Here is a 21,864-nt window from a genome sequence, read left to right as displayed (position 1 = left end):
TCAGCTCGTCAGGAACGTGAGGGCGATCTCCACGTTCTCGCCGAGCGGGAGAGCCGAATCCACCGTGACCCGGGGCAGGGTGCCGCTCGGTCCGCGCCACTCCTCGTACCCCTCGACGCTCTGCTCGACCGCTCGCCACGAGGCCTCGTGCAGATGCGGCAGGTTGCGCACCCGCTTTGCCAGGCGCTGCCGGTGCAGCTCAGCGTCGGAGCACACGACCTCAACCACCCGAAGCTGGACTCCCGCCCTCTCGGCGAGCTCGCGCCACTGCATGCGCGCCGGCTCGACCGCATTCACCGCGTCGACGATCACCGATCGGCCGGACGCGAGCGTCTGCTCTGCCATGGCCTCGGCCACGAGATACGCCGCGAGCCCGGTTGGCTGGTCCGCGTCGATGCCGGCACTCAGAATTGCCGATTCGATCGGGTCGACCGAGACGATCCCAGCGCCCATCCGCGCGGAAAGCACCTCGGCAATGGTGGACTTGCCTGTGCCGGGCAGGCCCGCCATGGCGACGAGCATCGGCACCGCGAGGTCGCCGAATTGGCGAACAAGAGGGGCGGATGCGTCGCTCACGTCGTCAGACCAGTTCAGCCCGGCCGGCGACGATCGTCACGGTGTTGTTCTCGACCGACAGGAAGCCATCCTCGGCATCCGCCGTGATGGGCGCACCCTCGGCCAGGGTCAGGCGAACCTGGCCCGAGGCGAGGATGGCGAGCATGGGCTCGTGACCGGCCATGATGCCGATCTCACCCTCCGTCGTTCTGGCGACGACCATGCTCGCCTCGCCGGACCACACCTCGTGGTCCGCCGAGACGAGTGAGACCTTCAGCGGCGAGGCCATGCTCAGCCGTTCTCCTTCTGGATCTGCGCCCACTTCTCCTCGACGTCGGTGATCGGGCCGACGTTGAAGAACGCCTGGGTGGCGACGTGGTCGAAGTCACCGCGGCAGATGGCGTCGAACGACTCGATCGTGTCCTTGAGCGGAACAGTCGAACCCTCGACACCCGTGAACTTCTTCGCCATGTAGGTGTTCTGGGAGAGGAACTGCTGGATGCGCCTGGCGCGCTCGACCGTGACCTTGTCTTCTTCAGAGAGCTCGTCGACGCCGAGGATCGCGATGATCTCCTGCAGTTCCTTGTTCTTCTGCAGGATCTGCTTGACCGTCGTCGCGACGCGGTAGTGGTCCTCGCCCAGGTAGCGGGGGTCGAGGATGCGGCTGGTCGAGGCCAGCGGGTCGACGGCCGGGTAGAGGCCCTGCGAAGCGATCTCACGCGAGAGCTCGGTCGTGGCGTCCAGGTGCGCGAACGTCGTCGCCGGTGCCGGGTCGGTGTAGTCGTCGGCGGGAACGTAGATGGCCTGCAGCGACGTGATCGAGTGGCCACGGGTCGACGTGATGCGCTCCTGCAGCAGACCCATCTCGTCGGCCAGGTTGGGCTGGTAGCCCACGGCGGACGGCATGCGGCCGAGCAGCGTGGAGACCTCGGAGCCTGCCTGCGTGAAGCGGAAGATGTTGTCGATGAACAACAGCACGTCCTGCTTCTGCACATCGCGGAAGTACTCCGCCATGGTCAGCGCGCTCAGGGCGACGCGCAGACGCGTTCCCGGCGGCTCATCCATCTGGCCGAACACAAGCGCGGTCTTGTCGAAGACGCCCGCCTCTTCCATCTCGTGAATCAGGTCGTTGCCCTCACGCGTGCGCTCGCCGACGCCCGCAAACACCGACACGCCGCCGTGGTCCTGCGCGACGCGCTGGATCATCTCCTGGATGAGCACGGTCTTGCCGACGCCCGCGCCGCCGAACAGGCCGATCTTGCCGCCCTGCACGTACGGGGTGAGAAGGTCGATGACCTTGATGCCGGTCTCGAACATGGTGGTCTTGGACTCGAGCTGGTCGAACGCGGGCGCCTCACGATGAATGGGCCAGCGCTCGGTGATCTCGATCTTCTCGCCCGGCTCGGCGTTCAGCACCTCGCCGATCACGTTGAAGACCTTGCCCTTGGTGACGTCGCCGACGGGAACGGAGATCGCGGCACCGGTGTCGCGCACCTCCTGCCCGCGAACCACGCCGTCGGTCGGCTTCAGCGCGATCGCCCGCACGAGGTCGTCACCGAGGTGCTGTGCGACCTCGAGCGTGATCTCCTGCGTGTTCTCGCCGATGGTGATGGTGGTCTTCAGCGCGTTGTAGATGCCCGGGATCGCGTCGTGCGGGAACTCGATGTCGACGACGGGGCCCGTGACGCGGGCGACGCGGCCGACGCCGGCGACCTGCGCCTCAGGCGCGGCCGGGGTCTGCGCGGTTGCGGTCGGTGTCATTGCTCTGTCTCTTCTCTTCTCTTCAAGCAAAAGGTGTTACTTCGTCGAGGCCAACGCGTCGGCCCCGCCCACGATCTCGGAGATCTGCTGCGTGATCTCGGCCTGCCGCGCGTTGTTCGCAAGACGCGTGTATGTGGTGATCAGCTTGTCGGCATTGTCGCTCGCCGACTTCATCGCCCGCTGTGTGGCCGCGTGCTTCGACGCCGCCGACTGCAGCAGGGCATTGAAGATGCGGCTCTCGATGTAGACCGGCAGCAGCGCGTCGAGCACCGTCTCCGGGTCGGGCTCGAACTCGTACAGCGGCAGCAGTTCGTGCTCCCCCGGCTCCTCCACGCCCTCAACGACCTCGAGTGGCAGCAGGCGCACCACTTCCGGCACCTGCGTGAGCATGGTCACGAAGCGGTTGTAGATGATGTGGATCTCGTCGACGCCGCCATCCGCAGAATCCCGCAGGAACGACGCCAGCAGGGCCTGGCCGACCTCCTGGGCCATGTCGAAGACGGGCGAATCCGTTCCACCGATCCACACCCGTTCAGCCGCGCGGTGGCGGAACTGGAAGTACGAGCTGACCCGACGGCCGACGAGGAAGTACACGACCTCCTTGCCCTGACTGCGCAGCAGCTCGGCAAGTTGCTCGGATTCCTTCAGCACGTTGGCGTTGAACGCCCCCGCCAGCCCTCGGTCCGAACCGAAGACCACAATGGCCGCCCGCTCGATCTTCTCGGGCTCGGTCGTGAGCACGTGCTCCACGTTCGAGTATGTGGCCACGGCGGAGACGGCACGCGTGATCGCGCGAGCGTACGGGGTAGACGCCGCCACTCTCGCCTGCGCCTTCTGAATGCGCGAGGCAGAGATGAGCTCCATGGCCCGGGTGATCTTCTTGGTCGTCTGGGCAGACCTGATCTTCTGCCGGTAGACCCGAAGTTGCGCTCCCATGTCTCTCCTGTGCTAATTACCTGATGACCGACGGATGGGTCGCCTACCGGCGACCTTTCACGATCTTCTCCTGGTTGACGTCTTCCTCGGCGATCGCCTCGAACTCCTCACGACCGACCGAGGCGAGCGGCTTGCCCTCACCCGTCTGGAACTCGAGCTTGAACGCGTCAACCGCGGAGTCGAGCTCGGAGACCAGGTCGTCGCTGAGCACGTTCGTCTCACGAAGCGTCTCGAGGATCTGGGTGTTGCGCGCCAGGTGATCGAGCAGCTCTTGCTCGAAACGCAGCACGTCGTCGACAGGGACCTCGTCGAGCTTGCCGTTCGTGCCTGCCCAGATCGAGACGACCTGGTTCTCGACCGGGTAGGGCGAGTACTGCGGCTGCTTCAGCAGCTCGGTCAGCCTCGCGCCGCGGTCAAGCTGGCGGCGGCTGGCCGGGTCGAGGTCAGAGGCGAACATCGCGAAAGCCTCGAGTGCACGGTACTGCGCGAGCTCGAGCTTCAGCGTTCCCGAGACCTTCTTGATCGACTTCACCTGTGCGTCGCCACCCACGCGCGAGACCGAGATGCCGACGTCGACGGCCGGCCGCTGGTTGGCGTTGAAGAGGTCGGACTGCAGGAAGATCTGGCCGTCGGTGATCGAGATCACGTTGGTCGGAATGTACGCGGAGACGTCGTTCGCCTTGGTCTCGATGATGGGAAGGCCCGTCATCGAACCGGCACCCAGCTCGTCCGAGAGCTTCGCGCAGCGCTCAAGCAGGCGCGAGTGCAGGTAGAACACGTCGCCGGGGTACGCCTCGCGTCCCGGCGGGCGACGCAGAAGCAGCGACACGGCGCGGTACGCCTCCGCCTGCTTCGACAGGTCATCGAAGACGATGAGCACGTGCTTTCCGCCGTACATCCAGTGCTGGCCGATGGCGCTGCCGGTGTACGGCGCGAGGTACTTGAAGCCGGCGGGGTCGGAGGCCGGAGCCGCGACGATGGTGGTGTACTCCATGGCGCCGGCATCCTCGAGGGCGCCCTTGACGCCCGCGATCGTGGAGCCCTTCTGACCGATCGCGACGTAGATGCAGCGCACCTGCTTGTTGACGTCGCCCGATTCCCAGTTGGCCTTCTGGTTGATGATTGTGTCGATCGCGATGGCCGTTTTGCCGGTCTGGCGGTCGCCGATGATCAGCTGGCGCTGGCCGCGACCGATCGGGATCATGGCGTCGATGGCCTTGATACCGGTCTGCATCGGCTCGTGCACGCTCTTGCGCTGCATGACACCCGGCGCCTGCAGCTCGAGCGCGCGGTGCGCCTCGGACGTGATCTCGCCCAGGCCGTCGATCGGGCTGCCGAGCGGGTCGACCACGCGGCCGAGGTAGCCGTCGCCGACGGGCACCGAGAGCACCTCGCCTGTGCGCGTGACTTCCATGCCCTCGACGATCTCGTTGAACTCGCCGAGCACGATGACGCCGACCTCGTTCTCGTCGAGGTTCTGCGCGAGGCCGTGCACGCCATTGGCGAAGCGGATGAGCTCGTTCGCCATCACGCCGGGCAGACCCTCCACGTGCGCGATGCCGTCGGAGGCATCGATGACGTGGCCGACCTCGGTCGCGCTCGCCTTCTTGGCCTCGTACGCACCCACGAAGTCCTTGAGAGCATCGCGGATCTCATCGGGGCTGATCGTTAGTTCTGCCATCTTTCGTTCCCTTTTTCATGTGGGACTGGTGTGTCCCGAATGTCTGTGTGGCGACGGGTTCGGCGGGTCAGCCGGCCAGTTTCTGCCTGACGTCGTTCAAACGCGTTGCGATCGTTCCGTCGATGATGTCGTCGCCGACCTGCACGCGCAGTCCGCCGAGTACCGCGGGGTCGATGACCAGATTCAGCGTGAGCTTCGTGTCGTACTGGGCCGACAGGCTCGCGGCGAGCCGGTCGAGTTGTTCCGGTGCCACGGGTGCCGCCGAGGTCACGACGGCGACCATCTCACCCCGCTGATCGGAGACGATGGATGCGGCCTGCCGCAGCGCGACGCGAGTGCTGCGCCCGCGCGGCTGCAGCACGAGCTGACGCACGATCGCGACGGTCTCCTCGGACGCCTTGCCCTGAAGCAGGCGGCCGATCAGGGCCACCTTGGCGTCGTCGAGGCCGAGTTTGGAGCCGAGCGCGAGTTCCAGCTGCGCGTCGGAAGCGACGGCCTCACCGAAGGCGAACAGCTCCTTCTCGATCGACGAGGCGGAGTCCGCCGAGAGCGATGCGGCGCGAATGCCGAGTTCCTCGATGCCGGCGAGCAGCTCGTCCTGGTTCGACCACCGCTGTTCCACCGCACTCGTGGCCAGGGCGAGAGCGTTCTGAGCCAGCCTGCCGTCGAACACGCGACCAATCAGCCGTGACTTGTCCTCAGACGCGGCCGCCGGATCGGCGAGAGCCGCGCGAAGCTGCGCATTCTCGCCAAACACTCGCGCGATGGAGAACAGATCGAGGGCCGTCTGGAGGTCGACCGAGCCGTCGAGAGAGCCCAGCGTGGCCCTCGCGGCGGTCAATGCGTGCCTGGTGGCGCTGCCCATTACGTGTTCGACCCTGCCTTACGTGCTTCGTCTGCCTCGAGGTCCGCGAGGAAACGGTCGACGATGCCCGCCGCCTTCGTGTCGTCGGCGAGGGAGGCCCCGATCACACCCGAAGCAAGATCGAGCGCGAGAGAGCCGACCTCGTTGCGCAGTGATACAAGGGCCGCCTGGCGCTCTGCCTCGATCTGCGCCTGAGCGTTCGCGGTCACCCGCGCGGCCTCGCTCGTGGCCTGCTCCTTGAGGTCGGCGAGGATCTTCTTGCCGTCTTCACGCGCCTGCTCCCGGATTCTGCCGGCTTCGGCGCGCGCGTCGGCGAGCTGCGCGGTGTACTCCTCGAGCAGCGACTCCGCCTTCTGCTGCGCCTCGTCGGCCTTGGCGATGTTGCCCTCGATGGCCGCGGAGCGCTCATCGAGCATCTTCGTGAACCGGGGCAGCCCGATCTTCCAGAAGAAGAAGAGGATGACGAGGAAGCACAGCGTGGCCCAGATGAGGTCGGCCGGCGCCGGAATGAGCGGGTTGTGCTCGGCAGCCGCCACGCGAATCGCGTGAAGCATCATGTCTCCCTAAATGCTCAGCGAGCTACTTGGCCACCATGAAGAAGTAAGTGGCGATGCCGATGAATGCCAGCGCCTCGGTGAAGGCGATACCGATGTACATGAGCACCTGCAGGCGGCCGGCGAGTTCTGGCTGGCGGGCCACGGCCTCGACCGTCTTGCCGACGACGATGCCGATGCCGATGCCGGGGCCGATGGCTGCGAGGCCGTAGCCAACGGTTCCGATGTTGCCGCTGATCTCAGCGAGAACGGTTGTTGCGTCCACGTGGGTTTCCTTCCGTGATGACGGTGATCGGCGGGTGCCGAGCCGCTTATTAGTGCTCTTCAGCCAGCGCGAGCTGGATGTAGACAGTGGTGAGCAGGGCGAAGATGTAGGCCTGCAGGACGATGATCAGAAGCTCGAACACCGTGAAGGCGAAGCCGAATGCCAGGGTGCCCGCGCCGATCGCCTTGACGAAGCCGGGTACGACGAAGAAGAACCACTGCGTCGCCGTGAAGAACAGCACCAACAGCAGGTGCCCGACGATCATGTTCATCATGAGACGCAGCGTGAGAGTGAACGGTCGCACGATGAAGGTCGAGAGGAACTCGAGCGGGGTGATGAGGATGTACAGCGGCCACGGAACCCCGGGCGGGAACAGCGCATTGCGGAAGAAGTTGGCGGGGCTCTTGCGGCAGCCTGCGTAGATGAAGGCAACGTAGGCCACGACGGCGAGCAGGAGGGGCACGCCGATCACCGAGGTGCCGGCGATATTCATGAGCGGCACGACGCCCGTGAAGTTCATGACGAGCACCGTGAAGAAGATGGCCATGATGAGCGGCAGGAATCGCCTGCCGTCTTTCTTGCCGAGCAGATCTTCCGCGATGTTGACGCGAACGAAGTCGAGGCCCATCTCGATCACGCTCTGGAAGCGACCGGGAACGACGCGCATGCGCCGGGTGCCGATCCAGAAGAGCAGCAGAATGGCAATGGCCGCGGCGAAGCGGATGAGCATGATGCGGTTGATCTCGAAGGCCGTGCCCTCGAAGAAAACCGCAGGGGGGAAGAACTCATCGATATCCGGACCGACGAAGGGGGGAACGCCCGCGGTCGGGACCAGCAGGTGCACAGCGTTAGCTAACAGCGCTATCTCCTGTTTCAAGGCATCGAGCTTCGCTCAAGGCAGCGGAAAAGTGTGACGCCATACCGGGTGCGACGCATCGCAGCACAAGGCGGGGAATCCCCCTTACTCTACAAGAAATATGGCCCGCCGACGAATCGAAGATCGATCAGTGGCTCTCGTCTTCACCCTGCAGTTTGACGTCGGAAGCGTAGGTCATGCGGCTCTTCGTCACGACGAGCACGTCGACGACGAGCGATCCGACCACGCCCGCGACGAGGCACAGGAACTCCACCGTGGGGTTCAGCCACGACTGCCCCCGCAGCGCGAAGAACAACACGAGGAACAGCGCGAACTTCACGAACCACGACCCAAGCACGATGCCGAAGAAGGCGCCAACGAACAGGTCGCTCCCCGCGAACCGATTGCCCAGCAGAATGCTGATGGCCGTGATGCTGAGGAACACGACAGCCATCGCCGTGCCGATGAGCGCGCTCGTCACGCCGGGCCAGCCGACGAAGATGTAGCCGAGAATCGCTCCGACGACGACGATCGCGGCAGCCAGCATCCCACCATATTTGAGGATGCGGGTCAGCACCGCGTTGGAACTGGGCACGGGTCGGGGTGCGACGGGCTCCGGCTCGGCATTCGTCGGGTCGGTCACGGCGTTCTCCTTGGGTTGGGGCTGTGCGCCTCGCTCGCGGCGCGGTCGAGGCGGTCGAGGTGGGCGCTCGCGTCACCCTCGGGCGTACCGGCCGGCGCGAGTTCGGCGGCGACCTCGCGCGCCTTCCTGCGGCTGAGCGGCGCGAACGTGACTGCGGCACACACGATCACGCCGACCGCGATGAACACCACCGCCATCCAGTACGGGCGGAAGTAGAAGAGCAGGCAGCCGATCGAGAGCACGGCGGTCCAGGCGTAGAAGATGAGCACGGCGTGCAGGCGCGAGTGCCCCATGTCGACGAGCCGGTGGTGAAGGTGCTTGCGGTCGGCGCTGAACGGGCTCTTGCCTGCGCGCAGCCGGCGCAGCACCGCGAGTGTGAAGTCCAGGATCGGCACGATCAGCACCGCGAACGGCAGGATGATCGGGATGAACACCGGGAACAGCTGCGAACGCCCGAACTCCGAGATCGTCGACGGCACGATGTTGCCGGTGACCGAGATGGCGGATGCCGCCATCAGCAGGCCGATGAGCAGCGCTCCGGCGTCACCCATGAAGAGCTTGGCCGGGTGCCAGTTGAGCGGCAGGAAGCCGGCGCACGCCCCGACGAGGATCGCCGCGATGACCGCGGAGAGGCTGAAGTAGTTCGACGGGTTCGTCTCACGCGTGAGCAGGTACACGTAGATGAGGAAGACGCCGTTGGCAATGAGGCCGACCCCGGCGACGAGGCCGTCGAGGCCATCGATGAAGTTGATGGCGTTCATGACGAGCACGATCGCAATCACGGTCATGCTCACGCTCATCCACGACGAGCCCACCGTGACGCCGCCGATCGGCAGGGAGTAGATCTGCACGCCGAGCCACGCCACGAGGCCCGCGGCGACGAACTGGCCGGCGAGTTTCGTCATCCAGTCGAGGTCCCACAGGTCGTCGATGACACCGATCACGACGATGAGCAGCGCCCCGCCGAGAATGGCGAACACCGGCGTCGGGTCGGCGAAGACGACGTTGAGAACGGGGAACCGGGAGGCGATGGCGAACGCGACCGCGAACGCGCAGATGATGCCGCCGAACATCGCGACTCCGCCCAGTCGCGGAGTCGGTGTGGTGTGCATGTCCCGCTCGCGGATCTTCGGGTACAGCCGGAAGCGGATTCCGAGTCGCCGCACCGCGATCGACAGCCCGAAGGTGATGACCGCCGACACGATGGACAGCACAAGGAGGAGGGTCACGAGCCGGTCTGATCCTCATCGAGTTCGTCGCCGGCGATCTCGCGGATGCGCTCGTCGGATATGGCGCCGTGACGCAGGATGCGCAAACCGCCCGTTCCCGTCACGAGGGCCGTCGCGTCCACGATCGTGGACGACGGCTCCGGCGGCGCGTCGGCCGGACGACCTGCGGGGCGCTTGCCGCCCTCGAGGTAGACGCTGACGCTCTCGCCGAGCATCGCCTCGGCGGCTGCGGCGGTGTCGGCAGGGGGCTGGCCGGTGAGGTTCGCGGAGGAGACGGCGAGCGGGCCGGTCTCCGCGAGAAGTTCGAGCGCGATCGTGTCGTCCGGCATCCGCAGGGCAACGGTGCCGCGCGTCTCCCCCAGATCCCACACGAGGGAGGGCTGCGCGGGCAGAACGACGGTCAGTCCGCCCGGCCAGAAGGCGTCGACGAGGCGGCGCACCACGTCTGGCACGTGCTCGGCCAGCGCGTCGAGCGTGGGCAGGCCGGGAATGAGCACGGGCGGCGGTGACTGCCGGGTGCGGCCCTTCGCCTCGAGCAGGCGGCCGACGGCGGACGCATCGAACGCGTCCGCGGCGATGCCGTAGACGGTGTCGGTGGGGAACACCACGAGCTCGCCGCGCCCGATGGCGGTGCGGGCGAGTCGCATTCCTGTGAGGAGCTCAGCCTCGAGCGAGCAGTCGTATGTGGGTGCCATGTCGGCACCATGATACTTGTGAAGCCGCTCACGGTTCTGTGAGAGCGGCGGCGCGTGGCTTCGGCCGCGGTCGGGTCCCGGAGTCGGCCGGCGTCAGGGCTGCATGTTCCAGCGGTCGATCACGCGCGTGCCGTGCTCGAAGCCGAGCTCGCTAAGAGAACCCGTGCTGAGGGCGAAGTGCGCACCGTCACGGGCCGGAAGGCCGAGCCAGCGGGCGGCGAAGATGCGCAGCAGGTGCGCGTGCGCGAAGATCACGACGTCGGCTCCCCCGTCGAGAACGGACTGCGCCCGCGCGATGGCCCGGTCGGCGCGGGCGCCGACCGCATCCGCGCTCTCAGCGGGCAGCGGGTCGGGTGCGACCGCGTCCCAGATGTTCCACGGATGCCCGAGCTTGCCCACGATGTCGGGCGTGCTGCGGCCCTCCAGCGGCCCGTAGTCCCACTCGGCGAGGTCGGCGTCGACGACGGCGTCGGGGAATCCGGCGAGCTCGGCCGTGCGCCGGGCGCGGCCCAGAGGGCTTGTGAGCGCGAGACCGAACGGATGCGCGCGCAGCACCTCGCCGGCGTCGCGAGCCTGCTGCTCCCCCGCCTCGGTCAGGTCGACGTCGGTCGTGCCGGTGTGCAGGCCGTCGCGGCTCCACTCGGTCTCGCCGTGCCGAACGAGCACGACGCAGCGGGAATGGGAGGCGGGAGAGAACGAGGATTTCATCTCAGTGAGCGTACGCCCCAGTCCGGAGCGCCGAGACGCGGATTGAGGAGGCCGCGACGTGGCCGTCTCGAAATGCGACCTGCCCCTCGAGAGCGAGACTTCGCGACGAGGCGGGGTCGCGGAACATGCCGGCTCGTCGCGAAGACGCGTTCTCGGCGAACGGGCGATGGGGTTTCGAGGCGCGCCTTCGGCGCTCCGCGACCGCGTCGACGGCTCAGCGCAGGGCGGTCGTGATGCGGTCGCGCGTGGTGAGATCGGGGTGCGTGGCGGCGGCGCGCCATCCGTCTGCCGAGAGCAGTTCGCGAATGGCGCGACCCTGCAACTCGCCGTGCTCGAGAACGAGCAGGCCGCCGGGGTGCAGCAGCCGAAGCGCCGTGACCGAGAGCGCACGCACCACGTCGAGGCCGTCGTCGCCGCCGTAGAGCGCGAGCTCCGGGTCGAAGAGCCGCACCTCGGGGTCCACGGGAACCGCGTCGCGGGGCACGTACGGCGGGTTAGAGACGACCACATCGACGCGGCCGTCGAGTTCGCCGAGCGCGTCGGCGAGGTCGCCGTGCACGAGCGTGAGGTTGCCTCCGGCGAGCTCGTCGACGTTGCGCCTCGCCCACGCGTACGCCTCCGCAGACTTCTCGACGGCGTAGACGTTCGCGTGCGGCACCTCGGTGGCGAGGGCGATGGCGATGGCGCCGCTGCCCGTGCCGAGGTCGACAGCGATGGGAGGGGCGCCGGCATCCGTCATCGTGCCTGCCAGCGCGTCGATCGCGAACTGGGCGACCAGCTCGGTCTCCGGGCGCGGCACGAAGACGCCGGGCCCGACACGCAGCTCGAGCGCGCGGAACGGCGCGATTCCCGTGATGTGCTGCAGCGGCTCGCGTCTGGCACGGCGCTCGACGAGTGAGGCGACGGATGCCGCGTGGCCCGGCTCGACGCCGGAATCGGTCACGACGAGCGACTGCACGCGGCCGCGGCTGACGCCGAGCACGTGACCGATGAGGAGTTCGGCGTCGGTCTCGGCCTCAAGGATGCCCGCCGCGGCCAGCCTGTCGCGTGCGCACGCTCTGAGCTCGCGGACGGTCTGCGGCGCGCGAGCGGTGTGGGTGCTCTCGGAGGAGTCGCGGCTCTCCGGAGTGCCGGGTCTCGCTGAGGCGTCGCTGTCAGGTGGAGTCATGGGCTTATAAGAATAGGCTGGTCACGCGGGCCACATCGACGCCGCCCGCTTACGTATCCGAGACGAGGGTCTACATGAACGCGCACATCTTTTCGGACATCACCGAGGCCGTCGGGCGCACGCCGCTGGTGCGGCTGAATCACCTGACCGAGGGGCTGGGCGCGAGCGTGCTCGCCAAGCTCGAGTTCTACAATCCGGCGGGCAGCGTGAAGGACCGCATCGGCGTGGCCATCGTCGACGCCGCCGAGAAGGCGGGCGTGCTGAAGCCTGGCGGCACGATCATCGAGGGCACGAGCGGCAACACCGGGATCGCCCTGGCACTGGTCGGCGCCGCACGCGGCTACAAGGTGATCCTCGTGATGCCGGACACCGCGAGCAAGGAGCGTCGCGTGCTGCTGCGCGCGTACGGCGCAGAGCTCGTTCTCGTTCCGGGCTCGATCGGCATGAGCGGGGCCACCGAGAAGGTCAAGGAACTCGTCGCGGCGACGCCGGGCGCCGTCTGGGCACGCCAGTTCGCCAACCCCGCCAACCCCGAGATCCACCGACGCACGACCGGCGAGGAGATCTGGGCCGACACCGACGGCGCGGTCGACGTGCTCGTTGCAGGGATCGGCACCGGCGGCACCATCACGGGCGCCGGCCAGCTGCTCAAAGAACGCAAGAGTGACGTTCGCGTGGTCGCGGTCGAGCCGGCCGACTCACCGATCCTGAGCGGCGGAGAACCTGGCCCGCACAAGATCCAGGGCCTGGGCGCGAACTTCGTGCCAGACGTGCTCGACACCGACGTGTACGACGAGGTGGCCGACGTCACGTTCGAGGCCGCCATCTCCACCGCCAGGCGCCTGGCGAGCGAGGAGGGCATACTCGCCGGCATCTCGGGCGGGGCCGCCGCCTCGGTGGCGCTCGAGGTCGCCGCGCGCGAGGAGAACGCGGGCAAGACCATCGTCGTCGTGATCCCCGATTTCGGCGAGCGCTACGTCTCGACCGCGCTGTACGAGGACCTGCTGGATTAGCGCGCCGTGAGCATCGCTTCCCGCCTGCGTGAGGACATCCGCGCCGCGAGGCAGCGCGATCCGGCCGCGCGCAGTTCGGCCGAGGTGTTTCTCGGCTATTCGGGGCTGCACGCGATCTGGGCGTACCGCATCGCTCATCGCTGGTGGCGTTCGCCCGGCATGCGCCTCGCCGCGCGCCTGCTCTCCCAGGCGGCACGCGCCGCCACCGGCGTGGAGATCCACCCGGGCGCGCGCATTGGCAGACGCTTCTTCATCGACCACGGCATGGGCGTCGTGATCGGCGAAACGGCCGTCATCGGCCACGACGTCATGCTGTACCACGGCGTCACGCTCGGCGGAAAGAGTTCGGGGCACGGCAAACGACACCCCACGCTCGGCGATGGCGTGGTCGTCGGCGCGGGCGCTCAGGTGCTCGGCGACATCACGATCGGCGCCCGGTGCGTGATCGGCGCGAACGCGGTCGTCGTGCACGACGCGGCGCCGGATTCGGTGATCGTCGGCATCCCCGGCGTCGCACGACCGCGCGGCGGGACGGGCGGCGCGAGCGCCTCGGCAACGCAGGCGAGCCGAGCGGATGCCGCAGCCGACGAAGACGCCTGGCTCGACCCGGCGATCTACATCTGAGCCGCTGCCGCGCATCCGCGTCACAACACGGCCCCGAGACGTGCCACGCTTAAGGGATGCACACTGACCTTCGCGCGCGAGGCCGAACGGATGCGCGCGAGTCGACCAGTACCGAGGAGAGACGCCGCACGCGCACTCTCCAGGGGCCGGACACTCCCTGGGTGACGATCGTGTGGAACGACCCGGTGAATCTCATGTCGTACGTCGTCTACGTGTTCCGCACGTACTTCGGCATGAGCGCCGCGGAGGCAGAGCGGCGCATGCTGCAGGTGCACAACGACGGCAAGGCCGTTGTGGCGCGCGGCAATCGCGAGCAGATGGAGCGGCATGTCGAGGCGATGCACGAGTACGGGCTGTGGGCGACCGTGACGAAGGCCGACGCATGAACGGGTTCCGGCCGGGATCTGACGGCGAGGTCGAGGCCGAGTTCGACGTCGTCGAACGCGGGCTCATCGTCAGCCTTGCCGAGCAGCTGATCGAGCTGCTCGACCTCTCGAGCGACAGCGCGTCGCCCGCCGCCGATCCGGCTCTTGCGCGCCTGCTGCCCGACGCGTACCCCGACGACGCGGAGGCGTCGGCCGAGTTCCGCCGGTTTACCTCCGCCGACCTCACCCAGCGGAAGATCGCGAACGCGCGCGCTGTCGCGGACTCGGTACGCGGCGGCGAGCGCGCATCCGTGGTTCTGGATGCTCACGATGTGCAGGCCTGGTTGCGTACGCTCGCCGATCTCAGGCTGACCCTGGCGGCGCGCCTCGGCATTCAGCGAGACGGCGAGACCGGCCGCACCGACGACGAGGCGCAGCCCGTGCAGCAGCTCTACCTGTGGTGCGGCTACCTGCAGGAGTCGCTGCTCGAGGCCATCACCGCCTGAGCCGCGCGGGCGAACACGCTCCCCCATCTCCTCGTCATCTCACTTACCCCGCCCACCTCTGCTCACCGCGCCATCTCACTTACCCCGCCCGTCCCCGTCAGTGAGAGGCCAAAAACCGCCCTCATTTCAGATCTTGAGGGCGACTTTTGGCCTCTCGCAGCGCGCGCGGCCCAGTGTGGGACGAGCGAGAGCGGCCTACGCCTCGTGGTCGCCGATGTCGGCCAGCCTGGCCTCCTCGTCGAACTGGATGCACGAGTCGATGACCGCGTCGAGCGCGCCATTCATGACCGCGTCGAGGTTGTATGCCTTGTAGCCGGTGCGGTGGTCGGCAATGCGGTTCTCGGGGAAGTTGTATGTGCGGATCCGCTCGGAGCGATCCATGGTGCGAATCTGGCTTCTGCGGGCGTCGGAGGCGGCGGCGGCCTGCTCCTCCTGCTGGCGGGCGAGCAGCCGGGCGCGCAGCACACGCATGCCCGCCTCGCGGTTCTGCAGCTGGCTCTTCTCGTTCTGCATCGACACCACGATGCCGGTGGGCAGGTGGGTGATGCGTACGGCCGAGTCGGTCGTGTTGACCGACTGGCCGCCGGGGCCGGAAGACCGGTACACGTCGATCTTCAGGTCGTTCTGGCTGATCTCCACCTCTTCGGGCTCGTCGACCTCGGGGAACACGAGCACGCCGGTCGTCGACGTGTGGATGCGCCCCTGCGACTCGGTGGCGGGCACGCGCTGCACGCGGTGCACCCCGCCCTCGTACTTGAGGTGGGCCCAGACGCCCTGAGACGGGTCGGTGGCGTTCGACTTGATGGCCACCTGCACGTCCTTGTAGCCGCCGAGATCGCTCTCGGTGCGCTCGAGCAGCTCGGTCTTCCAGCCCCTCGACTCGGCGTAGTGGATATACATGCGCAGCAGGTCGGCTGCGAACAGCGCGCTCTCGGCGCCCCCCTCGCCGCCCTTGATCTCCATGATCACGTCGCGTCCGTCATCCGGGTCGCGCGGGATCAGCAGCCGCCTCAGCTTCTCCTGCGCGGTCTGCAACTCGGTCTCGAGCCCCGGCACCTCGGCGGCGAACGAGTCGTCTTCCTTCGCCAACTCCCGCGCGGCCGCCAGGTCGTCGCCCAGCTGCTGCCAGCGCTCGTAGGCCGCCTTGATCTGGCTGAGCTCCGCATAGCGCCGGTTGATCTTCTTGGCGCGCGCGGCGTCCGCGTGCACCGCCGGGTCGGAGAGCTGCGTCTGCAGCTGCTCGTGCTCAGCGAGAAGAACGCCTACTGATTCGAACATGTGCTTACTTTCCCACCGTCGCCACGCGATTCACACGCAGCATTTCCTGTCACCGAGCGGATGAGGCGACGCGCGAGACCGCGCGCCGCCCGACCGGCGACGTTAACGGTGGTCGTTCTCGTGCCCGTGCGAGTGCGCCGTGCCGTGACCGGTCGGCGGCACCGGCATCGACTTCTGCACCTGCATGAGGAACTCGACGTTGCTTGTGGTCTCCTTGAGCCGGCCGAGCACGACCTCGAGGGCCTGCTGCTGGTCGACGCCCGCGAGGGCCCGGCGCAGCTTCCACGTGACCTTGACCTCGTCTGCGCCCATCAGCATCTCTTCGCGACGGGTGCCGGACGCGTTCACATCCACCGCCGGGAAGATGCGCTTGTCAGCGAGCTGGCGCGAGAGCCGCAGCTCCATGTTGCCGGTGCCCTTGAACTCCTCGAAGATGACCTCATCCATCTTGGAGCCGGTCTCGATAAGCGCGGTGGCCAGTATGGTGAGCGAGCCGCCGTGCTCGATGTTGCGAGCAGCGCCGAAGAAGCGCTTGGGCGGGTACAGAGCGGATGCGTCCACGCCGCCCGAGAGGATGCGCCCTGACGCCGGGGCGGCCAGGTTGTACGCACGGCTCAGACGCGTGATCGAGTCGAGCAGCACGACCACGTCGTGGCCGAGCTCGACCAGGCGCTTGGCACGCTCGATCGCAAGCTCTGCGACGGTCGTGTGATCTTCGGCAGGCCGGTCGAAGGTCGAGGCGATGACCTCGCCCTTGACGGTGCGCTGCATGTCGGTGACCTCTTCAGGCCGCTCGTCGACGAGCACGACCATGAGGTGCACCTCGGGGTTGTTCGTCGCGATCGCGTTGGCGATCTGCTGCAGCACGATGGTCTTGCCCGCCTTCGGCGGGGCGACGATGAGGCCGCGCTGGCCCTTGCCGATGGGCGCGACCAGGTCGATGATGCGCTGCGTGAGCTTGGAGGGCTCGGTCTCGAGCCGCAGGCGCTCCTGCGGGTAGAGCGGCGTGAGGTTGCCGAACTCGACGCGGCCGCCCGCCTCCTCGACGGCCTGCCCGTTGATGGAGTCGACCTTGACGATGGCGTTGTACTTCTGCCGGCTGTTGTTCTCGCCCTCGCGCGGCTGGCGGATCGCGCCGACGACAGCGTCACCCTTGCGCAGGTTGTACTTCTTGACCTGGCCGAGCGACACGTACACATCGCTCGCACCCGGCAGGTAGCCGGTGGTGCGCACGAACGCGTAGTTGTCGAGCACGTCGAGGATGCCCGCGATGGGGATCAGAACGTCGTCTTCGGTGATCTCGGGCTCGACATCGTCGTTGCCCTGCCCGCGGCGCTTGCGGTCACGGTAGCGACCACGGCCGCCCCGCTCGCCATCGCGGTCGTTCTGGTTGCGGTCGCCGCGGTCGCCCTGATTGCGGTCACCCTGGTTGTCGCGGTCGCCCTGATTGCGGTCGCCCTGGTTGTCGCGGTCGCCCTGCTCGTTGCCGTGATCGCGGTCGCCGTTCTTGCCGCGCTTGCGGTCGCCCTGACGCTCCGAAGCGCCGTCCTGCCCGCCGCCCTTGTTGTTCCTGCGGCCCTCGTTCGCGGCGCCCGCGTTCTGCGCGCCGTCGTTCCGGCCGCCGTTGCGCTGGCCGCCGTCGTTCTGACCGCCATCGTTCTGGCCGCCCGTGTTCTGGCCGCCCGCGTTCTGGCCGCCTACGTTCTGGCCGTTGCTGTCGGCGCCCTGACCGCTGGTGTTGCGGTTGCGGTTACGGTTGCGGCCGCGAGGCTGGCGCGGCTCACCCTGCCCCTCGTTGTCGGACTCCGCCGAAGCGGTCGTGCCGGAGGTTGTCTGCTCCGCGGATGTCGCCGATGACTCCGTCTCGCCGACGGCAGCAGCACCGGTCGCATCCGTAGCGGCGGCGCTCCTGCCCCCTGCTTCGGCGTCGCCGACGGGGGTGGTTCCGGTCTGGCCCGCATTGGCGTGGGCGGTTGCGGGAACGGAGGCGTTCTCGCCCGGAGCACGAAGCGCGTCTGCGCTGGTCGCGCGACGGCCGCGGCGACGTCCCGAGGTCGGCGCCTGCTCGGCAGCCGGCGCGGAAGCGGCGGCCCCGGAAGCGGCTGACTCGGAAGCGGCTGACTCGGAAGCGGTGACCCCGGCGGCGGCTGCCTCGGGCGCCGCGGTGGCGCTCGACGCGGCATCCGCCCGGGATGCCTGCTCGGCGGCGTCCTCGGCGAGGCCCGGCAGCGTTTCGGCGGCGGGCGTCGCGGGCTCTGCCTCGGCGAGGCCCGGCAGCGTTTCCGCGGCGGGCGCGGCGGGCTCTGCCTCGGGGGCGGGCCCGGCGCCGGCGGCGCCGGCATCCGTCGACTGCGATGCCTGGGCGGCGCTGACGGCCTCGACAAGCGCGCTCTTACGCAGCTTGGCCGCTCCCGCGATGCCGAGCTGGGTGGCGAGTGCCTGCAGTTCGGCGACGCGAAGGGTGTTCAGGTCGATGGTGGGATCCACAACAGTTGTGGTGTTGACGTTGGTCACGTGTGTGATTTTCCTTCCCTCCCGGCCGCGGAAGATGGGCGTGCCGAGAGCGCATGTCGCGTAAGGGACTGCCTTCTGCTGCGTGCGTTCTGATCCACACGAAGCCGGTACCGGTGCGCGGGTGGCGCAGGTACAGAGCAGTGCGACAGCAGTGGGTTACCGGTGATTGCGCCCGCAAACCAGAATCGCTCGTTACGCGGTGTCTGCGAGGTGCGCTAAAAGACTAGCATCACCGCGGCGTAATTACGTCATGCGAGCGCGGATGTGGCCTGCTCGCCCACGTGCGCGACGGTCGCGCCCTTGAAATCGACGGCGAGCATGAGCGCCTGCCAGCGGGTCTCCGCGCTGGCTGCGGCGAGCTCGGCGGCGGCGATGCGCTGGCCCGGATCGCTGCAGAGCACGAGGATCGACGGCCCCGCGCCGGACACCACGGCGGCGAAGCCCTGCTCACGCAGCAGCGCGATGAGACGGTTCGTTTCCGGCATCGCCGAGGCGCGGTAGCTCTGGTGCAGCTTGTCCTCCGTCGAGGCGAGCAGCAGCTCGGGACTCTGCGTGAGAGCGGCGACGAGAAGAGCGGAACGCGACAGGTTGAACACCGCGTCCTCGTGCGGCACCTGCAAGGGCTGCAGACTGCGGGCGAGCGCCGTGGACATGACGTGCTGCGGCACCAGCACGAGAGGCGACACGCCCCGGTGCACCATGAGCTTCTTGCTCTGGGGGCCCTCGGGCGTGACCCAGGCGATCGTGAGGCCGCCGAAGATGGCCGGGGCCACGTTGTCGGGGTGACCCTCCATCTCGGTGGCGAGGGCGAGAACGCCCTGCGCGTCGATCTCGATGATGCCGTTCAGCAGGCCGCGCGCCGCCATGATGCCAGACACGATGGCAGCGCCGGATGAGCCGAGACCGCGACCGTGCGGAATCGCGTTGCGCGCCACGAGTTCGAGCCCCGGCATCTCGACACCGAGCGCCGCGAAGGTGCGGGCGATCGCGGTGACGACGAGGTTGGTCTCATCGGTGGGCACCTCGCCCGCGCCGACGCCGACGACCTCGACGTGGGCGCCCGGCTGCTCGCGCACCCTCACGGTCAGCTCGTCGTACAGCGACAGCGCAAGGCCGAGCGTGTCGAAGCCCGGTCCGAGGTTCGCGGTCGTGGCCGGAACCTTGACGCTCACCGACCTGCCGATGAGCGCCGCGGGGGCGGCGGTCATGCGGCGCCGTTCTCCGCGAGGCCGAGGGTGGCGGCGACCTGGGCCGTGTCGACCGGCACGACCGTGGGCGTCACGTCAGCGCCATCGGCGGTGCGCAGGGCCCACTGGGGGTCCTTCAGCCCGTGACCGGTGACCGTGAGCACGACCGTCGCTCCCGCAGGAATCGCCCCCGCTTCGGAGCGCTCGAGCAGGCCGGCGACGCTGATGGCGGATGCCGGCTCCACGAAGATGCCGACCTCGCTCGCGAGAATGCGGTACGCCTCGAGGATCTTTGCGTCGTCGATGGCGCCGAAGTAGCCGCCGGTGGCGTCGCGCGCTTCAAGCGCCAGCTTCCAGGAGGCCGGGTTGCCGATGCGGATCGCGCTCGCGATGGTCTCGGGCTCGCGAACAGGGTGGCCGAGCACGATGGGTGCGCTTCCCGCGGCCTGGAATCCGAGCATGCGGGGCAGCCTCGTGCTGTTGCCCGCCTCGAGATCCTGCGTGTAGCCCCGCGTGTACGCGGTGTAGTTGCCGGCGTTGCCGACGGGCACGATGTGCAGGTCGGGCGCGTCGCCGAGCACCTCGATGACCTCGAACGCCGCCGTCTTCTGACCCTCGATGCGGTCGGGATTGACCGAGTTGACGAGGTGAACCGGGTAATTGTCGGCGAGGTCGCGGGCGATGTCGAGGCAGTCGTCGAAGTTGCCCTGCACCTGCAGCAGTTCGGCGCCGTGCGCGATCGCCTGGCTCAGCTTGCCGAGCGCGATCTTGCCCTCCGGCACCAGCACGACCGCCTTGATGCCGGCGTGCGTCGCATACGCGGCCGCCGAGGCGGAGGTGTTGCCCGTCGACGCACAGATGACGGCCTTGGCGCCCGATTCGACGGCCTTCGAGATGGCCATCGTCATGCCGCGGTCCTTGAACGAGCCGGTCGGGTTCATGCCCTCGTACTTGACCCAGATCTTCGCCCCCGTACGCGCCGAGAGCGCGGGCGCCTCGATGAGAGGCGTGCCGCCCTCGCCGAGCGTCACGATCGGCGTCGCCTCGCTCACATCGAGCCGATCCGCGTACTCACGGAGCACTCCACGCCACTGGCGACTGTTCGGTTTTGCGGGCATTACGATCCTTCGACTCGGAGTACGGATGTCACGGCGGCCACCACGTCGCTCTGCGCCAGCGCCTCGACCGTGGCGGCGAGAGCGGATTCGGGAGCAGGGTGGGTTCCGATTACAAGGGTAGCGGTGGCGGCGGGCGCAGCAGCACCGGCCGCCGGGCTCTCACTCGGGTCTGACGCGATGGTCTGGCGCACCGCTTCGACCGACACTCCCCCGTCGCTCAGCATGCGCGCGATGCGGGCGAGCACACCGGGCTGGTCGACGACCTGCAGGCTGATCTGGTAGCGGGTGACGGCCCGGCCGATCTCGAGCACGGGCAGGTGTGCGTGCATCGATTCCGCGACACCAGGACCGCCCACCACGTGCCTGCGCGCCACGGAGACGAGGTCGCCGAGCACGGCCGAGGCCGTCTCCACTCCCCCTGCTCCCGCGCCGTAGAACATGAGGTCGCCCGCCGCGGAGGCCTGCACGAATACGGCGTTGTGGGCGCCGCGAACGGCGGCAAGCGGATGCGCGGCGGGCACCAGTGCCGGATACACCCTCGCCGAGACGCCCTCGGCACCGGTGGCCGGGTCGGTCAGGCGCTCACAGATGGCGAGCAGCTTGATGACGTGGCCCGATTCGCGCGCCGCATCGACCTCGTCCTTGGTCACGCGCGTGATGCCCTCTCGGTACACCTGCTCGATGGGCACGGTGGTGTGGAACGCGAGGCCGGCGAGGATGGCCGCCTTCTGCGCCGCGTCGTAGCCCTCGATGTCGGCCGTGGGGTCGGCCTCCGCGTAGCCGAGATCGCTTGCGACGGCGAGCGCCGTCTCGAGGCTCTCGCCGTGCGTATGCATCCGGTCGAGAACGAAGTTGGTCGTGCCGTTGACGATGCCGAGGATGCGCTCGACGCGGTCACCGGCGAGACTGTCGCGCAGCGGCCGGATGATGGGGATCGCGCCACCGACGGCGGCCTCGTATGCCAGCTGCGCACCGACCTGCTCTGCCGCATCCGACAGCTCGGGGCCGTGTGTGGCGATGAGCGCCTTGTTGGCGGTGACGACGTCGGCGCCCGAGTTCAGCGCCTGCAGCACGAGCGTGCGGGCGGGCTCGATGCCGCCCATGAGTTCCACCACGATGTCGGCGCCGAGAATGAGCGACTCGGCATCGGTCGTGAAGAGCTCGCGCGGCAGGTCGACCGTTCGCGGTGCGTCGATGTCGCGAACGGCGATGCCGACGAGCTCGAGGCCGGCGCCCGCGCGCGCGGCCAGCTCGTCCTGGTGGGCCAGCAGCAGCCGGGCGACCTGTGCCCCGACGGATCCGGCACCGAGCAGTGCGACGCGGAGATTTCTGTACTCGATCAC

23 protein-coding genes are annotated in these 21,864 nt (G+C 68.2%); 4 read left to right on the top strand and 19 right to left on the bottom strand.

Annotated elements, in window-relative coordinates:
• From OSC27_RS02670 to prmC, 14 genes are all read right to left on the bottom strand, one after another.
• The gene (locus tag OSC27_RS02670; protein ID WP_267179864.1) at positions 1 to 576 is read right to left on the bottom strand and encodes an AAA family ATPase; all 576 of its coding nucleotides are present in this window, start codon (positions 574 to 576) and stop codon (positions 1 to 3) included.
• A gap of 4 nt (positions 577 to 580) precedes the next feature.
• Complete coding sequence (locus OSC27_RS02665; protein ID WP_267179863.1) at positions 581 to 844, bottom strand: F0F1 ATP synthase subunit epsilon; 264 nt, start codon at positions 842 to 844, stop codon at positions 581 to 583.
• A gap of 2 nt (positions 845 to 846) precedes the next feature.
• Positions 847 to 2,316: a F0F1 ATP synthase subunit beta gene (gene atpD / locus OSC27_RS02660; RefSeq protein WP_267179862.1), complete on the bottom strand. Its 1,470-nt coding sequence runs from the start codon at positions 2,314 to 2,316 to the stop codon at positions 847 to 849.
• A gap of 36 nt (positions 2,317 to 2,352) precedes the next feature.
• On the bottom strand, positions 2,353 to 3,252 hold the full coding sequence (locus OSC27_RS02655) for a F0F1 ATP synthase subunit gamma (RefSeq protein WP_267179861.1): 900 nt from the start codon (positions 3,250 to 3,252) through the stop codon (positions 2,353 to 2,355).
• A gap of 43 nt (positions 3,253 to 3,295) precedes the next feature.
• Positions 3,296 to 4,933 carry a F0F1 ATP synthase subunit alpha gene (atpA, locus tag OSC27_RS02650; RefSeq protein ID WP_267179860.1) on the bottom strand — a complete coding sequence of 546 codons (1,638 nt, stop codon included), beginning with the start codon at positions 4,931 to 4,933 and terminating at the stop codon, positions 3,296 to 3,298.
• Between the two features lie 67 nt (positions 4,934 to 5,000).
• Entirely contained in the window at positions 5,001 to 5,798 is a 798-nt protein-coding gene (locus OSC27_RS02645; RefSeq protein ID WP_267179859.1) for a F0F1 ATP synthase subunit delta, read from the bottom strand.
• Entirely contained in the window at positions 5,798 to 6,352 is a 555-nt protein-coding gene (locus OSC27_RS02640; protein ID WP_267179858.1) for a F0F1 ATP synthase subunit B, read from the bottom strand. Before OSC27_RS02640 ends, OSC27_RS02645 begins: the two co-directional genes overlap by 1 nt.
• A gap of 25 nt (positions 6,353 to 6,377) precedes the next feature.
• Positions 6,378 to 6,617 (bottom strand): ATP synthase F0 subunit C, encoded by a 240-nt coding sequence (atpE, locus tag OSC27_RS02635; protein ID WP_267179857.1) that lies wholly within the window; start codon positions 6,615 to 6,617, stop codon positions 6,378 to 6,380.
• A gap of 49 nt (positions 6,618 to 6,666) precedes the next feature.
• The gene (gene atpB / locus OSC27_RS02630) at positions 6,667 to 7,461 is read right to left on the bottom strand and encodes a F0F1 ATP synthase subunit A (RefSeq protein WP_267179856.1); all 795 of its coding nucleotides are present in this window, start codon (positions 7,459 to 7,461) and stop codon (positions 6,667 to 6,669) included.
• Between the two features lie 160 nt (positions 7,462 to 7,621).
• The gene (locus OSC27_RS02625) at positions 7,622 to 8,116 is read right to left on the bottom strand and encodes a hypothetical protein (RefSeq protein ID WP_267179855.1); all 495 of its coding nucleotides are present in this window, start codon (positions 8,114 to 8,116) and stop codon (positions 7,622 to 7,624) included.
• Complete coding sequence (locus OSC27_RS02620) at positions 8,113 to 9,345, bottom strand: MraY family glycosyltransferase (protein ID WP_267179854.1); 1,233 nt, start codon at positions 9,343 to 9,345, stop codon at positions 8,113 to 8,115. Before OSC27_RS02620 ends, OSC27_RS02625 begins: the two co-directional genes overlap by 4 nt.
• Positions 9,342 to 10,040 (bottom strand): L-threonylcarbamoyladenylate synthase, encoded by a 699-nt coding sequence (locus OSC27_RS02615; RefSeq protein ID WP_267179853.1) that lies wholly within the window; start codon positions 10,038 to 10,040, stop codon positions 9,342 to 9,344. The genes OSC27_RS02620 and OSC27_RS02615 overlap by 4 nt, the downstream gene beginning before the upstream one ends.
• Before the next feature lie 93 nt (positions 10,041 to 10,133).
• On the bottom strand, positions 10,134 to 10,748 hold the full coding sequence (locus OSC27_RS02610; RefSeq protein WP_267179852.1) for a histidine phosphatase family protein: 615 nt from the start codon (positions 10,746 to 10,748) through the stop codon (positions 10,134 to 10,136).
• 214 nt (positions 10,749 to 10,962) lie between these two features.
• Positions 10,963 to 11,916 carry a peptide chain release factor N(5)-glutamine methyltransferase gene (prmC, locus tag OSC27_RS02605; RefSeq protein WP_267179851.1) on the bottom strand — a complete coding sequence of 318 codons (954 nt, stop codon included), beginning with the start codon at positions 11,914 to 11,916 and terminating at the stop codon, positions 10,963 to 10,965.
• Positions 11,917 to 11,990: 74 nt separating this feature from the next.
• Here prmC and cysK point away from each other — a divergent pair, with 74 nt between their 5' ends.
• Genes cysK through OSC27_RS02585 form a run of 4 tightly spaced genes read left to right on the top strand, consistent with a single transcriptional unit; the run spans position 11,991 to position 14,424 of the window.
• Entirely contained in the window at positions 11,991 to 12,929 is a 939-nt protein-coding gene (cysK, locus tag OSC27_RS02600) for a cysteine synthase A (protein ID WP_267179850.1), read from the top strand.
• 6 nt (positions 12,930 to 12,935) lie between these two features.
• Entirely contained in the window at positions 12,936 to 13,553 is a 618-nt protein-coding gene (gene epsC, locus OSC27_RS02595) for a serine O-acetyltransferase EpsC (RefSeq protein ID WP_267179849.1), read from the top strand.
• 56 nt (positions 13,554 to 13,609) lie between these two features.
• On the top strand, positions 13,610 to 13,939 hold the full coding sequence (clpS, locus tag OSC27_RS02590; RefSeq protein ID WP_416348800.1) for an ATP-dependent Clp protease adapter ClpS: 330 nt from the start codon (positions 13,610 to 13,612) through the stop codon (positions 13,937 to 13,939).
• Complete coding sequence (locus OSC27_RS02585) at positions 13,936 to 14,424, top strand: DUF2017 domain-containing protein (protein ID WP_267179847.1); 489 nt, start codon at positions 13,936 to 13,938, stop codon at positions 14,422 to 14,424. Before clpS ends, OSC27_RS02585 begins: the two co-directional genes overlap by 4 nt.
• A gap of 195 nt (positions 14,425 to 14,619) precedes the next feature.
• Here OSC27_RS02585 and prfA read toward each other — a convergent pair whose 3' ends face one another.
• The 5 genes from prfA to OSC27_RS02560 all read right to left on the bottom strand — a co-directional run bounded on the left by prfA (position 14,620) and on the right by OSC27_RS02560 (position 21,864).
• On the bottom strand, positions 14,620 to 15,702 hold the full coding sequence (gene prfA / locus OSC27_RS02580; RefSeq protein ID WP_267179846.1) for a peptide chain release factor 1: 1,083 nt from the start codon (positions 15,700 to 15,702) through the stop codon (positions 14,620 to 14,622).
• Between the two features lie 102 nt (positions 15,703 to 15,804).
• Positions 15,805 to 18,216 (bottom strand): transcription termination factor Rho, encoded by a 2,412-nt coding sequence (gene rho, locus OSC27_RS02575; RefSeq protein ID WP_267179845.1) that lies wholly within the window; start codon positions 18,214 to 18,216, stop codon positions 15,805 to 15,807.
• Between the two features lie 248 nt (positions 18,217 to 18,464).
• On the bottom strand, positions 18,465 to 19,424 hold the full coding sequence (thrB, locus tag OSC27_RS02570; protein WP_267179844.1) for a homoserine kinase: 960 nt from the start codon (positions 19,422 to 19,424) through the stop codon (positions 18,465 to 18,467).
• Complete coding sequence (thrC, locus tag OSC27_RS02565; RefSeq protein ID WP_267179843.1) at positions 19,421 to 20,521, bottom strand: threonine synthase; 1,101 nt, start codon at positions 20,519 to 20,521, stop codon at positions 19,421 to 19,423. Before thrC ends, thrB begins: the two co-directional genes overlap by 4 nt.
• Positions 20,521 to 21,864 carry a homoserine dehydrogenase gene (locus OSC27_RS02560; protein ID WP_267179842.1) on the bottom strand — a complete coding sequence of 448 codons (1,344 nt, stop codon included), beginning with the start codon at positions 21,862 to 21,864 and terminating at the stop codon, positions 20,521 to 20,523. The genes thrC and OSC27_RS02560 overlap by 1 nt, the downstream gene beginning before the upstream one ends.

Source organism: Microbacterium sp. STN6, from assembly GCF_026410545.1.
Taxonomy (GTDB): Bacteria; Actinomycetota; Actinomycetes; order Actinomycetales; family Microbacteriaceae; genus Root112D2.
The sequence above is the reverse complement of the archived record's forward strand: the minus strand, read 5'-3'. Positions and strand labels throughout refer to the sequence as shown.

Excerpts from the sequence above, each read along its gene's own strand:
- OSC27_RS02665 (WP_267179863.1), bottom strand. The coding sequence starts at position 844 with ATGGCCTCGCCGCTGAAGGTCTCACTCGTCTCGGCGGACCACGAGGTG.
- atpD (WP_267179862.1), bottom strand. The coding sequence starts at position 2,316 with ATGACACCGACCGCAACCGCGCAGACCCCGGCCGCGCCTGAGGCGCAG.
- OSC27_RS02655 (WP_267179861.1), bottom strand. The coding sequence starts at position 3,252 with ATGGGAGCGCAACTTCGGGTCTACCGGCAGAAGATCAGGTCTGCCCAG.
- atpA (WP_267179860.1), bottom strand. The coding sequence starts at position 4,933 with ATGGCAGAACTAACGATCAGCCCCGATGAGATCCGCGATGCTCTCAAG.
- OSC27_RS02645 (WP_267179859.1), bottom strand. The coding sequence starts at position 5,798 with ATGGGCAGCGCCACCAGGCACGCATTGACCGCCGCGAGGGCCACGCTG.
- OSC27_RS02640 (WP_267179858.1), bottom strand. The coding sequence starts at position 6,352 with ATGCTTCACGCGATTCGCGTGGCGGCTGCCGAGCACAACCCGCTCATT.
- OSC27_RS02615 (WP_267179853.1), bottom strand. The coding sequence starts at position 10,040 with ATGGCACCCACATACGACTGCTCGCTCGAGGCTGAGCTCCTCACAGGA.
- OSC27_RS02610 (WP_267179852.1), bottom strand. The coding sequence starts at position 10,748 with ATGAAATCCTCGTTCTCTCCCGCCTCCCATTCCCGCTGCGTCGTGCTC.
- prmC (WP_267179851.1), bottom strand. The coding sequence starts at position 11,916 with ATGACTCCACCTGACAGCGACGCCTCAGCGAGACCCGGCACTCCGGAG.
- cysK (WP_267179850.1), top strand. The coding sequence starts at position 11,991 with ATGAACGCGCACATCTTTTCGGACATCACCGAGGCCGTCGGGCGCACG.
- clpS (WP_416348800.1), top strand. The coding sequence starts at position 13,610 with ATGCACACTGACCTTCGCGCGCGAGGCCGAACGGATGCGCGCGAGTCG.
- OSC27_RS02585 (WP_267179847.1), top strand. The coding sequence starts at position 13,936 with ATGAACGGGTTCCGGCCGGGATCTGACGGCGAGGTCGAGGCCGAGTTC.
- prfA (WP_267179846.1), bottom strand. The coding sequence starts at position 15,702 with ATGTTCGAATCAGTAGGCGTTCTTCTCGCTGAGCACGAGCAGCTGCAG.
- thrB (WP_267179844.1), bottom strand. The coding sequence starts at position 19,424 with ATGACCGCCGCCCCCGCGGCGCTCATCGGCAGGTCGGTGAGCGTCAAG.
- thrC (WP_267179843.1), bottom strand. The coding sequence starts at position 20,521 with ATGCCCGCAAAACCGAACAGTCGCCAGTGGCGTGGAGTGCTCCGTGAG.